The organism is Aliiroseovarius pelagivivens, assembly GCF_900302485.1.
In the GTDB taxonomy this organism is placed as follows: Bacteria; Pseudomonadota; Alphaproteobacteria; order Rhodobacterales; family Rhodobacteraceae; genus Aliiroseovarius; species Aliiroseovarius pelagivivens.
The window spans coordinates 731105-746497 of record NZ_OMOI01000001.1 but is presented as its reverse complement, the minus strand read 5'-3'; the positions used below and the strand labels follow the sequence as shown (position 1 = coordinate 746497).

The 15393-nt window shown below is 57.0% G+C and carries 15 protein-coding genes; all 15 read right to left on the bottom strand.

Annotated elements, in window-relative coordinates; all coding sequences use genetic code 11:
- Window positions 1–177: 177 nt before the first annotated feature.
- Entirely contained in the window at window positions 178–873 is a 696-nt protein-coding gene (locus ALP8811_RS03680; RefSeq protein WP_108855823.1) for an RraA family protein, read from the bottom strand.
- The gene (locus tag ALP8811_RS03675; protein ID WP_108855822.1) at window positions 873–1565 is read right to left on the bottom strand and encodes an alpha/beta fold hydrolase; all 693 of its coding nucleotides are present in this window, start codon (window positions 1563–1565) and stop codon (window positions 873–875) included. The genes ALP8811_RS03680 and ALP8811_RS03675 overlap by 1 nt, the downstream gene beginning before the upstream one ends.
- The gene (locus ALP8811_RS03670) at window positions 1562–2686 is read right to left on the bottom strand and encodes a cobalamin-independent methionine synthase II family protein (RefSeq protein ID WP_108855821.1); all 1125 of its coding nucleotides are present in this window, start codon (window positions 2684–2686) and stop codon (window positions 1562–1564) included. Before ALP8811_RS03670 ends, ALP8811_RS03675 begins: the two co-directional genes overlap by 4 nt.
- Window positions 2687–2706: 20 nt before the next feature.
- Complete coding sequence (locus ALP8811_RS03665) at window positions 2707–3666, bottom strand: cupin domain-containing protein (protein ID WP_108855820.1); 960 nt, start codon at window positions 3664–3666, stop codon at window positions 2707–2709.
- A 150-nt stretch (window positions 3667–3816) separates the two neighbouring features.
- On the bottom strand, window positions 3817–4791 hold the full coding sequence (locus tag ALP8811_RS03660) for an ester cyclase (RefSeq protein ID WP_108855819.1): 975 nt from the start codon (window positions 4789–4791) through the stop codon (window positions 3817–3819).
- Window positions 4788–5807: a LacI family DNA-binding transcriptional regulator gene (locus ALP8811_RS03655; RefSeq protein WP_108855818.1), complete on the bottom strand. Its 1020-nt coding sequence runs from the start codon at window positions 5805–5807 to the stop codon at window positions 4788–4790. The genes ALP8811_RS03660 and ALP8811_RS03655 overlap by 4 nt, the downstream gene beginning before the upstream one ends.
- Window positions 5804–6568: an SDR family NAD(P)-dependent oxidoreductase gene (locus ALP8811_RS03650; RefSeq protein WP_108855817.1), complete on the bottom strand. Its 765-nt coding sequence runs from the start codon at window positions 6566–6568 to the stop codon at window positions 5804–5806. Before ALP8811_RS03650 ends, ALP8811_RS03655 begins: the two co-directional genes overlap by 4 nt.
- On the bottom strand, window positions 6565–7611 hold the full coding sequence (locus ALP8811_RS03645) for an ester cyclase (RefSeq protein WP_108855816.1): 1047 nt from the start codon (window positions 7609–7611) through the stop codon (window positions 6565–6567). The genes ALP8811_RS03650 and ALP8811_RS03645 overlap by 4 nt, the downstream gene beginning before the upstream one ends.
- A complete protein-coding gene (gene hisD / locus ALP8811_RS03640) occupies window positions 7611–8921 on the bottom strand; it encodes a histidinol dehydrogenase (protein WP_108855815.1) in 1311 nt (436 codons plus the stop codon). Before hisD ends, ALP8811_RS03645 begins: the two co-directional genes overlap by 1 nt.
- 14 nt (window positions 8922–8935) lie before the next feature.
- On the bottom strand, window positions 8936–9463 hold the full coding sequence (locus tag ALP8811_RS03635) for an ester cyclase (RefSeq protein WP_108855814.1): 528 nt from the start codon (window positions 9461–9463) through the stop codon (window positions 8936–8938).
- Entirely contained in the window at window positions 9460–10977 is a 1518-nt protein-coding gene (locus ALP8811_RS03630) for a GMC family oxidoreductase (RefSeq protein ID WP_108855813.1), read from the bottom strand. Before ALP8811_RS03630 ends, ALP8811_RS03635 begins: the two co-directional genes overlap by 4 nt.
- Complete coding sequence (locus ALP8811_RS03625; protein ID WP_108855812.1) at window positions 10974–11960, bottom strand: hypothetical protein; 987 nt, start codon at window positions 11958–11960, stop codon at window positions 10974–10976. The genes ALP8811_RS03630 and ALP8811_RS03625 overlap by 4 nt, the downstream gene beginning before the upstream one ends.
- A 175-nt stretch (window positions 11961–12135) precedes the next feature.
- Complete coding sequence (locus ALP8811_RS03620) at window positions 12136–13017, bottom strand: carbohydrate ABC transporter permease (RefSeq protein ID WP_108855811.1); 882 nt, start codon at window positions 13015–13017, stop codon at window positions 12136–12138.
- A 7-nt stretch (window positions 13018–13024) separates the two neighbouring features.
- Window positions 13025–14047, bottom strand: coding sequence for a carbohydrate ABC transporter permease (locus ALP8811_RS03615; RefSeq protein ID WP_108855810.1), 1023 nt, complete (start codon window positions 14045–14047; stop codon window positions 13025–13027).
- Between the two features lie 81 nt (window positions 14048–14128).
- Window positions 14129–15355, bottom strand: coding sequence for an extracellular solute-binding protein (locus tag ALP8811_RS03610; protein ID WP_108855809.1), 1227 nt, complete (start codon window positions 15353–15355; stop codon window positions 14129–14131).
- Window positions 15356–15393 lie beyond the last annotated feature (38 nt).

Here is a 15393-nt window from a genome sequence, read left to right as displayed (position 1 = left end):
GCATCGAGCCCATCATATCTAGTGCTGCGATCACTACAAACGTCTGGTTTGCTGAAAACACGCTGTCTGAGCGTGCCAGACAGGTAGGCGTGGTGCGTACTCCGAAGGCAAAAAAGTGCGACATTGCAGATGTTTCGTCGAAAATCACCCTGTTGTTTGCAACACAAGAGGGGACTTCTATGTTCGCGCCGCTTCAAAGGCTGCCCATGCGGCTTCGAAGGCGTCGAAATCAAACCCGTCCTTGCGTGCGGGATCCAGTACCAGCTTTTCGGTGTCGAGCAATCTGCGGATGGCCATTTCCAAATCTGGCAGCACCTCGGGTGGAATGACAAGCGCACCATGCCGGTCGGCGTGAACCAAATCTCCATCAGCGATTTCCAGGCCGAATATGGTTACTGTTGTTGCGATTTCTTTGACATGTACAAATCCATGGCTGGGGCCAATGGAACCAGCCACAACTGGGAAACCGTCGGGCAGGTCACCTAGATCGCGCATTACTCCGTTTGTCAGAGCCCCCGATACGCCAAAGCCTTTGTGAACAGTCGTGTTGATTTCGCCCCAGTAGGCCCCGATGCAATGTGGGAAATCGGTATCTTCCACCACAGTGATGGCGGGGCGTGGTCCTTCAGCCATGTGGCGGTAATAGTCCATGCGGCGGGCCTTGATGATTTCGGGCGGTTCATCTGGTGGCATAACAGCCGCAATCTTCGCGGTACGGGCGTATCCGACCATCGCGGACGCTTCGGGATGCGAGGCCAACATGGTGCCACGCGTGAAAGCGTTGAAACCGCGTTTTCCTTGCGCGACTTCGATGGCGTTGCAAACTGTCGGCGTGTCGACCTGCTTGAGCAGGTTTAGGAGTGTGTCGTCCATTATTCCTCCAGCCAGCGGGCAAGCGCTGCATTGGTTTTTTCGGGTTGTTCCAAAGTCGGCAAATGTCCCGCACCATCGATGATCTCCAGCCGTGCGCCTGGGATCAGACCGGCCATCATTTCGTGGCGAGCGACCGGGCATAACGTGTCTTCCCGCCCGCACAGGATAAGCGCTGGAACGGTAGCATTGCGCAAGGTTTCGGTCTGGTCAGACCGATCCATCAAGGCACGGGATTGGTTCAAAAACACGTGCGGGCCGAGATCAAGTGCCATGTCCATACACAGATCAAGCACTTCGCCACGCCGTGGCCCCTCGCTTAGGTAATTCGGCTTCATTTCATCACGCATGATCACCGAGAGCTTCCCCACTTTCACGGCCATCATCTGGGGAATTCGGCGGGCTTTGACCTCGTCAGTTTCTGCCAATGGGTTGGTGTCGAGAAGCGCAATCCGTTCTACCCGCTCAGGAGCTTGACGCAGGATTTCCATCGCGACGATCCCGCCCATTGACAGGCCCGCCAAAGCGAAACACTGGGGCGCATCGGCAAGAATGTCCAAAGCTAGTTCCTCGACGCTGGAGCGTTCCGCCAAAGAAGCACAAATCACTGTCCTGCACCCAGATAACGCAGCGACTTGCGGTGCGAACAACCGCGCGTCGCACATCATTCCAGGAAGCAGGACCAGTGGTGTCATTTGACCAGCGCCGCCCCTTCAGACAGGGCTGACAGTTTGGCGTAAGCAATGTCAGGGTCGACCGCGCCGAAGCCCGCAAAGGTACCAAAGCCGCAATCGGACCCGGCGATCACGCGATCCGCGCCGACGATATCCACAAAACGTTCGATCCGCTGGGCGACCAGTTCAGGGTGTTCAACGAAATTGGTGGTGGTGTCGACGACACCGGGCACCAGCACCTTGTCGTCCGGGATGTCAGCTTTGCGATCACGGAAGGTGGACCATTCATGCCCGTGGCGTGGGTTTGAGGTTTCGAACAGAACATAGCGCGATTTCGTGGCCATCAACGTATCGAACATCTTCGACATGGGGATGTCACAGCAATGCGGCCCTTCGTAATTACCCCAACAGATGTGCACCCGGACCTTATCGGCGGGCACGTCTGATAAAGCGTGGTTCAGAGCCTCCACATGCATATTTGCGACCTTGATGAACTCGTCATCAGACAAGTCGGTGAAGAGCATGTGGCGTGACAGGGCCAGATCCGGGCAATCCAGCTGGAGGTCCAATCCTGCGGCCACGATAGTTTCGTATTCCGCCTTCATTGCATCAGCCAAAGCGGCCAAATAGGCCTCGCGCGATTTGTAGTAATCATTTTGCAGGAACAGCGAGATCACACCGGGGCTGGCCGCGTTCATAAAACCTCGTTCTGCGCCATGGTCAGCCATCGCCGCCTTGAGGTTCGCGATGTCCTTCTCTAGCTCGCCCTGACCCTTGGACCGCACCTCACCCACGCACATTGGGCGCGCATATTTAGGAGTGCCGCCATCATCGGCCAAACGCTCAAGAAATCCCGGGAACATCTTCAGATCCGCTGGCGCGTTGCGCGGACTGTCTCCACCAAATCCGGTGTAGCGGTCTTTCACGTAGGTGGCGTAAGAAATCTTGGAGGTCTCACCATCTGACACAATGTCGATGCCTGCCTCGACCTGCTTGCGCACGGTTTCTAACACCGCTGACGTCATACAGGTGTCGAATTCGGCTTGATCAAATGGTTTCTCATTCTCACGGGCAAAAATGAAATCCACCACATCCTGCGTGCGTGGCAAAGAGCCCACATGAGTTGTTTTTACCTTGGTCATAATGGGCCCTTTCCCTTGTGTTAAACTGCGCCGGTCAGGCCAGCAGGATCGTCGGTGGCGCGGATACGGTAAAGGCTTGCCTCGCCCGTCATGGACGGCGTGATGGAATGCGCCTCGCCCGCTTTGATCAGACATGTGTCACCCGGATTCAACGCAGTCTCCGCGCCTTCTAAGCTGACCTTCCAATGTCCGCGCACAGGCATCAGAACTGTATTCTGATCGTGAGTATGCACATCGGCCGAGATGGAATTGCGTGACAGAAAATCGACCTCGAAACCGGGGCGGTCGCGCAGAATTGCATCGGCCCCGATCACCTTGGCAGATTGGTTGTCCGACAGTGCCATCAGGTCCCAATAGCGGGCAACGTGATTTGGCAGGACGTCCGCTGTGGTCGGCTCTGCGCGCTTGGCCAGTTCTTCTTCTGACATCAGGGGCATCGGGTTGACGTTGTGAGGCAACTTATCGCCCTTCTTGCTGTCATAAAGAACGCCGTTTTCACCCAGCACAAGGCCATGGTCTGCAGCATCCTCGATCACCTGAGGAGCCCAATGCACGCCGCCGCCAGCATCATTGCCGCCAAGAACGGCCATGATCATTCCATAGTCAGTGCCGATGTTTTCAAAGCCACGGAAGATGCCGGTGGGGATGTTGAAAATGTCGCCTTCCTCCAGCGTCACCTCACCTGCATCACCCCAACGGCCCCAGAAGAACCGCCACTTGCCTTTGAGGACAAAGAACACCTCGGCTGTGTTGTGGTCGTGCAGCGAGTTACGGCAGCGCGGAGGTTGCCCAGCAGCCCCAATGTTGAACCCGATTTGGTCGGCGATGTGCACATGCTGGTCGGGGCTTTCAGACACGCCACCACCGATGATGGTGAAGTTTTCTTTCTGATCCGACCCCGGCGTGTGCGCGTCGATAAACGCAGTTTTGCAGGGTTTCAGGTCGCCGTAGCGAACGATGCGGTTTTCAATGTTGTTCATTTTCATGTCTCCTTTGGTTTGGGTTTGAGTGGTTCAAACCCAACCGCTGGGCGGGCGGTTATTCAGCCGACGCGCGCGTAGACTGGCGCGGTGGGTGTGAAACCGCTGCGCCGCCTGACTGGAATCCAGATATGATTGTCGTACTGCCATTTAGCACGCACCCGTCTGCATCAGGATCTGCTTCCAGATCGAAACGTGGTCAAACAGCGTCCATTCGCGGCGCAACCCATAGGGGCCAAACTCAGCATGGGTGAAGCCCATCACATAGACATCAGCGCCGGTCGGTTGGCCAAACATGCCCCAGCCGTCATGCTTGCCGTGTAGGCTCCATCGAACGGCGGCACGGGGCGATAACATCGGGTCTTCTCGCCCGATCTGGTGCTCAATCTTGAACTCGGCGTTCGGAAACGATGCGCGCAGACCCATCCACAACTTTTCAGTATCTGCCCAAGAATGCACGGTGGTCGAGGCTGGATGCTCGGTCTGAACCGCCCGGTCATATTCCGCGCGGATCACCGCGAAGTCTTTGTTCATCATCCGGGTCAGAATGTCTGACATCCGAGCGCCCCATTCATTGTCATTGCCCCGCCCTTTGTAGGGGCCTTCGACATCGACAGCGGGGCAGAATGGCTTGACGCAATGCGCTGGCCCGCCTTCTCGCGCAATCAGATTACGCGCGAATTTCTTCGGCTTCATTCCAAGTTGCAGAACGATACCTGCCGTGTCGCGGATCAGCCATTCATCGTTGATCTGATCATTGATCGCGGCGCAATCGGCAATGGCGCGGATCACAAACCGCTTGCCAGTGGCTGGGCCGAAAAAGCCACCGCCAGTGTGTGTGCCCATAGTCAGCAGACGGTGCGAGGACAGGAACCCATCTTCCTCGTTACCAGACCAGATCACGTCTTCACCGGTCAGCTCGCGATCCGGGAACTCCGCCAACGTGGCCAGCGTGCCGTTCATGGTCTTCTGATTGCCCATCGAGACGCCCTCGGGAAAGCGCATCGGAATGTCTTCGGTGTAGTAGTGGTTGAGCGTGGCGATACCGCGATCCTCCCAGATCTCGCGGGTGATCTTCAGGATGTAATCTGGGAAATCGGTGAATTTCGGGGCAAAACCCTTCATGCGGTCCATCCTTCTGGAATGCGGGCCGATCCGCGCAGGATCAGCGGCCCGTCAATGGCGATGCGGCGCGGTTCGTCGCTTTTGTTTTCAATCTGGTCGAGCAGGATTTCGACCGTGTCGGCCACCATTCGGTTGGCCGGCTGGCGGACAGTGGTCAGATTATAGGCGGGCCATCCGGCGGCTGGCACATCATCAAAACCCACAACCGATACGTCTTCGGGCACCTTGAACCCCAATTCAAATCGCAACGTGTCCATGACAGCCACGGCCATATGATCGTTGGCGACAAAGACGGCTTCGGGCGGGTCAGATGTGAACATTTTGCGGGTGGCCTCTGCGGCCTTCTCCATAGTGAAATCACCCTGAGCGCGCGAGTGTAAGGCGACACCCGCTTCGGCTAATGCCGAGATAAACCCAGCCTCGCGATCACGCTGGGTCGAGGCGCCTTCCCACCCGGCGATATGCCCGATTTTACGATGACCGGCGGCCAGCAGAAATTCTGCGATTTTACGCCCACCTGCATAATTGTCCGAGGTCACAGCGGACATATTTGGGTCATCTTGGCTACGATTGAATAGCACCATCGGTACGCCTGCCGCCCGGCACCGATCGGATAGATCCGAGGACATAGCGACCGAAGCCGCAATGATTCCATCCACTTGATAATCAAGGATTTCCTCGACGACATCGTCAATATTCCCAGCGGTTTGCTCAGCCAAAAAGATCAGCACGTGATAGCCGCGCTGCTGAAGCTCGTTCGACAGTTTTTCCAGCGCTTCGGGATAGAATTGGTTCTCAAGATAGGCGACGACCAAACCGATGATCCGGCTTTTGCCAGACACCATTGCGCGCGCCAGAACGTTGGGGCGGTAGCCCAGTTCGGCTGCCGCTTTTCGAACCTTCTCGACCGTCTTCTTCGAGGCCGACGCGCCCGGAGTGAACACCCGGCTGACAGCGGATTGGCTGACGCCAGCACGCTCGGCAACTTGTTGGGATGTGACTTTGGCTGTGCTCATTCTGCTGTCCACCCGCCATCAATCATCAACGCCGTACCTGTCACCAAAGACGATGCGTCCGAGGCCAGATAGGCCACGGCCCCCATGATGTCCTCGACCTCGCCCACACGGCCCAGCTTGATCTTGTCTTCGATCCACGCGCGTTTGTCGGGCTGTTCGAATGTCGAGCGGGTCAGGTCCGTCAGGATAAAGGTGGGGCAGATCGTGTTGACGCGAATGCCCGCCTTTCCCCACTCGATTGCCATGGATTTCGTGAACCCCTCAACAGCATGTTTGGTGGCGCAATAAACCGCGCGATCAAGCCCGCCGACATGGGCCATCTGCGAAGATATGTTGATAAGGCTGCCGGGCTTGCCCGCGGCCAGAAGCCCTTTGGCGACAGCCTGCGTCAGAAAATATGCACCTTTGATGTTGAGGTTCGAAACCGCGTCGAAATCGTCCGCGGTCGTTTCACTGGCCGGGCTGTGGCGCGCTAGTCCCGCAGAGTTCACGAGGATATCAAACGGGCCATTGTCGGCGATCGCTTCCCGCGTGCCCGCCACATCGGCAACGTCCAGAGGGAGCGCGCGTGCCGTCATTCCTGCTGCCTTCATTTCATCGACCAAACCGGCCAGTACATCGGCCCGGCGTGCGGCCAAAGTGACCTCGGCCCCAGCCTCGCCCAAAGCTGTGGCACAGGCCAGACCGATGCCAGAACTGGCACCAGCCACCAGCGCGCGTTTGCCATCAAGGCGGAAGGATGGGGTCTTAGGCAGGGTCATCTGGCGGCTCCTATCGGGAATGGAATACGGCCCGGAACGCGTGCTTTGTTGAACTCTCGCAGTCGGGCAAACACATCTACGCCCAGCTGGGCATAGACGTCCAGCAGATCGACCAGAACCCAGTTTTCACGGATGCGGTCCCCTTCGACGCGCCAGAAGTCGAGGCTTTTCATTGTGATCTTCTGGTCCGCAGGTGCGATGCCCAGCCAACCGTCTCCGGTCACAGACATTTGCATGTTGGGCCAGCCGGTCACGGCGACGAAATTTCCATCGGCAAAGAAGTGCGAATTCAGGGTGCCGGTCGTGCCACCCTTGCGATCAGGTAGTGCTTTCAAAAACGGGATCTGGTGCCAGTTGCGAAAGCCTGCAATGCCACGCGCGGTGCCGATGCCCGCAGGACCGTACCAGTTCATGCGTGGATGCCAGAAGCGCTCCGCCTGCATAATCTCTGGCCCGCCTTCAGACGGATGGCGCGACAGGTGGGTTAGCATGTCGATCACCAGATCATGACTCGCCTGACTGACATTGGGGTCGTGCTCTGACAGTCCATCTTGCGTCATCGGCGCTGGCACACAAAACTCGCGCCCTAGGCTTGGCACCATCGGCCAAGCCCCGGCTTGCATCATCAGCTCCGGCAAGTCCCAGATTGCCTGCATCTCGACGACGCGATCCCCTTCGATGCGGTAAAACTCATGATACCGCATATGTGCCAGGTGACCAGTTGGCGGGATATCGAGAAACGGAGCTGCGAATGTGCCCATATAGTGCCCCATACAGCCGACCCAGCCGCCACCATCCCCATCATTCCCGGCAACGACGATCAGGTCGCGTCGCTCGAGGTCTGGCATCGCCTCAAGCAGCGGTGCATAGGCGCGGTCGTAAAACTCTGCGCCGGACATCTCGCCCAAGGGATGCGAGAGCCGCACCGTTGCATCGTCGGCCAGAACACTATTCAACGCCGCGCGCACCCCAACCTCGGAGAACTCCGCCATTGCTGCGCGTAGGGGCGCGATCAGGGATTTGAGGTGCGCGGGCAAGCTCATTACTCGGCGGCCTCACCGTAAGGTACGTTTTGTCCGCCGTAACGACGTACACGCAGGTTGCATTGCTCGGCGTGACCCACGAACCCTTCCAGTAGGCATAGACGCGAACCGTATGCGCCAATCTTGGCGGCAGCCTCATCTGTCGTGATTTTTTGATAGCTGTGCGTTTTCAAATACTTGCCAACCCAAAGTCCGCCGGTGTAGCGCCCTGCCTTTTTGGTGGGCAACGTGTGGTTTGTGCCGATCACCTTGTCCCCGTTCGAGACATTGGTGCGTGGCCCAAGGAACAGAGCGCCATAGCAAGTCATGCTTTCAAGGAACCAATCGTCCCGGTCGGTCATCACTTGAACATGCTCGGACGCAATGTCGTCAGCGACCTCAAGCATCTCGTCATAGGTGTCACACAGGATGACCTCGCCGTAGTCTTGCCAGCTGACGCCAGCCGTGCCTGCGGTGGGCAGAATTTTTAGGATGCGATCGATTTCGCTCAGCGTACCTTCGGCCAATTTGCGTGAGTTTGTCACCAAAACCGCGGGGGAGTTGTAGCCGTGTTCGGCTTGGCCCAACAGGTCGGTCGCGCACATCTCGGCATCGACGGTCTCGTCTGCGATCACCATGGTCTCGGTTGGACCTGCGAACAGGTCAATCCCGACGCGACCGAATAGCTGCCGCTTGGCTTCAGCCACAAAGGCATTGCCGGGTCCGACCAGCAGGTGAACTGGGTCGATGCTTTCAGTGCCAAGGGCCATCGCGCCCACGGCTTGAATGCCGCCCAAAACGTAAATCTCATGTGCGCCGCCCAGATGCATCGCAGCAATCACGGCTGGGTTGGGTTCACCGTTGAAAGGTGGCGTGCAGGCGATAATTCGCGGGACGCCCGCCACCTTGGCGGTGGCGACCGACATATGGGCCGAGGCGACCATTGGGAACTTGCCGCCGGGTACGTAGCAGCCGACAGATTGCACGGGGATGTTTTTGTGGCCCAGAATGACGCCGGGCATGGTCTCAACCTCGATATCCAACATGCTGTCGCGTTGGGCTTGGGCGAAGTTAACCACCTGCGCCTGTGCAAACTTGATGTCTTCAAGGTCGCGGGGGCTGACCTTGGCGATCAGGATGTCGATCTCGTCTTGGGTCAGGCGATAGCTGTCGCGATCATACCCGTCGAACTTGTTGGCCAACTCGCGTACGGCGGTGTCTCCACGGGTTTCGATGTCCTTCAACGTCGCGGCCACAACGGCGGCGGTTTTCGCATCATCCTCGGCGCGATCTGCTTCGGGTTTGCCACGTTTGAGGTATTCTATTGTCATTGCTTTTTCCTCGTTTAGTTCGGTCGTGGGGTTTCGCGCTCGCCCCGGTCATATGCTTCCCAACCTTCTCCGTTGAACAGGTCGACGCCCAACTGGGCGGCCACATGGGCGAAGTCCACGTTCACCCAGTTGTCGACGATTTTGCCGTCCACAACTTTCCAAAAATCCATGTAGCGGATTTCGACCCGTTTTCCGGTGGGGGCGATGCCAAGAAATTCGCCTGAATGGGTGGCTTCCTGACGGCCAAAGGCGGCGGCCCATTCGCCCATATAAAGGCGGGCCTCGTCGATGCAGGTTTTGTCGGAGAACGCCGCCTGAAAGGGGCGCTGCCAGTTGTCCTGAAACTCTTCTAGGCCAGTTTTAGTGCCGCAGCCCTGATTGCCCATCCAACGAAAACCTTGGCTGAAAAACTCGCCGATATCGTTGATGCGGTGGTCATTCAGACCATCCACCATGGTTTCGATCACCCGGCGAGTATCTTCGGTTTTCGACATATCCGTGTCGCGGGTTAAGACCGCTTGTTCTGGACGAGAACCCTTCATGCGCAATCCTCTGCTATAAATTCTCCGGCGCGATGGCCGATCATCATTGATGGGGCGTTGGTGTTCGCGGATGTAACGGCTGGCATGACCGACGCGTCGGCCACCCAAAGCCCCTGAACACCGCGCACTGTTAAGCGGGGGGTCACTGGCGCATCGCCCTCTCCCATCCGCAGGGTGCCGACAGGGTGATAGGCCGTCGCACCGCGATCACGAATATGATCACGCAATGCCTCGTCGGACTGGACCGTTGGACCTGGGAAGGCTTCTGGGGCATGACGCGTGCCGAAATCGACCTGATCCATGAGGATCCGCAGCCGTTTCAGGCCCGCCACCAGCGTGTCCATGTCCGAGCTGTCATTGAACACACCCAGATCGATCTCTGGTGCAGCTTTCGGAACACGGCTGGTCAGCCTCAGCGCACCGCGCGATTTGGGACGACAGACACACACATCTGCGAAATAGCCCGAGCCGTAAACGTACCGTTTGCCTTCCCACCCCAACATGAAGGGGATGAAGTGGCTTTGAACATCTGGGGCTTCGTCCAATCCGCGTGCGTTGAAAAAACCGCCGCCTTCAACTGTGGGCGAGGCAAAGCGCCCCCTGCGTGTCATGAGGTATTGGAAAGGCGCGGCAGCCCACCCCGGCATCTGCGCAGGTGTGATGCCGTATCCAGATCCGGGTCCGGCAAAATGTAGACCGGCGGCCGGATGATCATGCAGGTTTTTACCAACCTCTTCTGAGTTGTGGCGAACTTCTATACCGAGGGCCGCTAGATCCGCCCGAGGGCCGACACCTGAACGCATCAAAATTGATGGCGAGCCAATCGAACCCGCTGACAGTATCACGCCCTTGTTGGCGTTCAGTTCAGTGCCATCCACAAGACGTATGCCGCGGGCAGTATCGCCATCGAAAAGAACCCGATCCACTTCTTGCCCGGTGACCAGTGTCAGACCAGGCGGGTTGGGTTTTATGAAGCCGTCTGCAGCCGAGCGACGACGCCCATTCACCATGTTGAACGCAAAGACACCTGCGCTTTCGTACTCCGGCGACGGTGGCGTTGTTCCGTGTTCTGGAAACAGGCTGTGCAGGGCTTCCGTCACAGGATGCGCGCCTTGCATTCTATTGGGTGTAAGGCGGGCTTCAATGGACTCAAACGCGGGTTCAACATAAGCCCATGACCAGCCAGGCAGCTGCCAATTGTCAAAATCGTCTTTGCGGCCCCGGAACCAAACCATCGAGTTTATTGAACCCGATCCACCAACCATGCGTCCGCGTGTGACGTTCAACTGACGCCCGCCAAGATGCGTTTGTGGGGTCGATTTGTAGCACCAATCCCGGTGGCGCTTGCCCATCATCCAGACCAGACCGAAGGGCATCTTCACCACTGGAGAATTGTCTGTGGGGCCGGCCTCAAGCAACAGCACCGAACCGGCTTCACGCCGGATCAGCTCAGCAGCTGCAATGCAACCTGCCGAGCCTGCGCCTACAACGATGAAGTCGGCCCGTGATGTCATCCCGCGTTCTCCAAGTCAGCAAACAGATCAAAACCGAGCTGCTTGAGCACGTGAGGAACATCTACAAAGACCCAGTTTTCCACCAGCAGATCGCCTTCGCGACGCCACCAGTCGCAGACACGCATGAAGACACGCTCGCCGGTCGGGTCCTGTTCAAGGAATGATTTGACATTGACGCCAGTCAGCGACGGCCACCCCCCCGAGCAGGAGTAGTTGCCTTCACCCATGCGGGTGAAGTGGCGGGTCATACCATTGTTCTTCGACCCACCCGACCATTCGTCGAACTGGCTTTCAAAAGGCACCTGAAAAGAGGCGAAATCATCGATGCCAATGAATGACCCGAATGCGCCGGGGCCATACCACATCATGTTCTCGTGCCAATAAGGTCGCCAGGCTTCGTCTTTGGTCGCCAGCTTAAGCAACATGTCCGAGGTGATCTGGTAGCTTTTCGCACTCTCTGCCGGATCCTGCAGCGCGGTCATGACACCATCTTGTGTGGCCGGTCCTTGGATCAGACCGGTATACCCACGTTTGTCGCCCGGGCCGGTTGCGATGGGCCATTGACCCGATGCGATCATCAATTCCGGGAGGTCCAGAAAGATGTAGCTTTCCACTGCTGCACCATTCTCCATCCGGTGAAACTCGCCGTATCGCAGATAGGCCAACCGTCCTGTGGCACGAATACCGATCCAGTCATTGGCAAAACAGCCGCAGTAATACCCGGTGGCGGTGATCCAGTCGCCATTTTCAAACTGTCCTGCCATAACGATATCGTCGCGGCGATACAGTCCGGTAAAGGCTGCCTGAAGCGGTGCAATCACCGCATCATGATAGCCGCTGCCGTTGCCGGTTTCGTTGAACGGGTGCACCACGTTGATTTGGGCCGTGGAAGAAAAGAAACGCTCGATTGTCGGGGTGAAGTCGCCGGGGTGGCGTTGCACGGCAGCGTATTCAAGGTAAGGGGTTCGGTCGGGGTAGCTCATTGGGCTGTCCTCTCAATCTGGAATTCTATTTACGTCGACGGTGCGGGCAGCTGGCCCGGCCCGCGTCGATGCAAATGGAATCCGCCCCGGTCTCCGTGCCCGGCGCGCAGCGACATTCAAGCTGGCGCTGCGTACGTGGGCATAGACCGATTGAGGGTTACAGCGCCCCACAGCGTCACCCTTTAACCGCGCCGGCGGTCAGACCACCAACGATCTGACGTTGGAAGAACAGAACCATGACGAACAACGGCGCTGTCACCGAGACAACAGCCGACACCGCAAACATCACGTTGCCCTTGGTCTGTGTCGTGCCAAGGAAGCTGTTGATCTTAGGGATCATGGTTTGGTTTTCTTTCGACAGCAGCATCGTCGTAACTGCAAAGTCGTTGTAGGCCAGCAAAAACGAAAAGAGGCCCGTGGTGATCACACCTGGCCACATCACCGGGATGATCACGTTGCGGAAGGCCTGAAAGCGGGTGCATCCATCGACCATCGCGCTTTCGTCAAGCTCGGCCGGAATGTTCTTGAAGAACGAATGCAGCATCCAAAGCGTGAAGGGCTGATTGATCGCTACCAAAACGACGATGGTCGTCGCGGTGTGCCCCCAAAGGTTCCACTGGAAAAATACCGGCAGATAACCCGACACCAGCGTGATTGGTGGCATCGCGCGAAAGATCAGGGCGGCAAGCAGGAACCAGAATGCATAGCGATAGGTTGAACGGGCCAGGGCATATCCGCCAAGTGTGCCAAGCGTCAGGGAAATCGAAACCACAAAAATGCAGACGATCACTGAATTCAGTGCAGCGCGCCAGAACTCTTCCTGAACCCATGCCCCTTCATATCCGTCGCCAGTAAACCGGCCTCCGGTTTCGACCTGCGTTAGCGTGCCCTTGATGGCGTTAGACCAATCGGCTTTGGAAAAGAAGTCACCCTCGACCTTGAAAGACCCCCATAGCGTCCAAAGGAACGGAAAGGCTGCTAAGATCATCCAGATCGCCAGAACGGCAACGACCATCAACGTAACGGCGGGGGGCTGGCGTTTTAATTTGCTAGACATATTTCACCTACTTCCGATCGAATTCGCGCCATGTGCGCACGAGGACTGGTGACAACAGAATGGCCACACCAAGAATTGTCAGAACCGAGGTCGCAGCCGCAGACGAAAGCTGTCGGGTTTCCCCACCAAGGTCGTTGTAGATCGCCCAGCTAAGCGACGTCGCATGCGCGCTGGCGGCAAAACTGACGATCGGCTCAAACACTCTGAAATTGTCCATCAGCTGCATCAGCGCGATGAAGGTTGTGAGGGGCAGAAGATGTGGGATGATCACATGGCGGATCTGTAGCCACCGGTTGGCCCCGTCTACCCGAGCGGCTTCTAGTGTGTCCTGATTTACAGATTGCAGACCCGCGTAATAGACGATGAAGGCAAAGGGCACAGCGTGCCACACGCCATAGACCATCAGCATGATCCACATCATCGGCGTCGATGCCTTGACGGACAAACTTGGATCCCCTGCCAGATATTGCAGAGTGGTGCCAACGATCCCGCGCGCGTCCACCATCCAGAACAAAATCAGCGCACCGACCAAAGGTGTGATCATCATTGGCAAAAGCGAGAAGAAGATCAGCACACCGCGCAACCGTTTGGCTGCACCATTGACGGCGACGGCGACGATAAAGCCGAGAATGATCACCAAAGGCGTTACGACAAAGGTAAAGGTGAGCGTGAAACCTATCGCCTTATAGAACGGCAGGTTCAGCATCTGCGACCCGAATTCGCGCCAACTGTTGGTTCTGTTCCAGGTCGAGCTAACCTCGGTCGTTGCCAGATGATTTCGGTCTAGATAAGTTTTGAAACCCGAGAATTGACCCAAAGGCTTTGCTTCTTTCAAAGCAGCGGTGGCTTCCTGATCAACAGTCGTGGATTCTTTGCACCCAAAAAGGTCACAGGATTCGACGACTTTGATGACCTGTTCATGCTCGACGTGAACCGACTGAACGATCACCGAGATGATTGGAAAAAAGATAAACAGCATCATCGCCAAGGCTGACGGCAGAACAAACCAGAAGAACGATTTATGTTTCATTGTCCAATTGCCCCCGGGCGTTTGGTGTTGATGCTTGGGACGTCCGGGGCAATCAATGTCGCCCCAGACTGATCGCATTCCTTACTTAAGGAACCCTTTTTCTTTCGCCGCAGCTGTGTACGCGGCTTCAGAGTCTGCCAAAGCTTGTTCAGCACTCTCTTTGCCCAACAGGAAGTCGGACAGGTTGTCGCCAATTGCTGTGTGCAGCAGACCTACATACGGCAGCATTGGGTACGACTTGGTCCCCGCAGCGATGGCTGCGAAGACGCCATCATTCACCGGTGCCGGTTTGTACCCATCGATAATCCAAACGGCTTGACCCATGGTTTCGTCGTTCAGGATCGCTGGGCTAGTGCCGTGCTTCATCGCCAGGAATGTCGCAACCGCATCTTCGTCCGAGATGTTTTTGGCAACGGTCCAGCCATCCCACCACAGTGTCGAGGCCGGGGTTGTTCCACCTCCAACTGTCAGAGGGGGTCCGACGGTGATGTTGGAATAAACCTGCTCTTCCGCGCCTTCGTCATCCATCAGAGGTCCCATGCGAGAGCCCCACATATTCATCAGCATGACGTTGCCTGCTTCCATTTCAGCGCCAGTAGCGTTTGAATCATGGGTCAGGAAATCGGGGTTCATATAGGCGGTCAGCGCCTTCATCATCTCAAGTGCTGCGACACCTTGCTCGTTGTTGATCGCAACTTCGGCCGAACCGGGAACGAAGAATTCACCGCCAAATCCGGAATACATATTCACGAATTCTTCAGCGAGGTTCCAGCCAGCCTTGTAAGCGCCACCGACCGGGTATTCACTGATGCCTGCCGCACGAATTTTCTCAGCGGCTGCCAGCACGTCTTCATAGGTTGCTGGAACGCCTACACCGACCTCTTCAAGAACATCCTTGCGATATGCCAGCGTCTGGGCGTTCGCCATAAAGGCCACCGCCATGATCTTACCACCGATGGTGATCAACTGGTTCTTGGGGATGTCCTGACCGTATTCAGCGACCAGATCGTCCAGAGGCCGGATGACATCTTCGTTCATCAGGGCGACCACGGACGAGTTCGCGATGATGGCAGTAGAGTATTCCGCAGGATTGCCTTGCATACCCGCGACATTGATTTTCTGGTGGTCAGCTGTGAGGTTCGCTTTCACCTCTCCACCTGTGCACATAGCCGCGCCTTTGGCGACGGTATGAATGGCTGGGAATTCGTTGCCAACAATGCTGACATTGCCGGGAATTTCACATTCCGCCAATGCTGTGCCGGCCATCAAGGCCAAACCACTGGCCAGTGCTGCGTGTTTCAGAAACATATTGTCTCTCTCCCTGTTTGGATGGATGCACCTTCGAA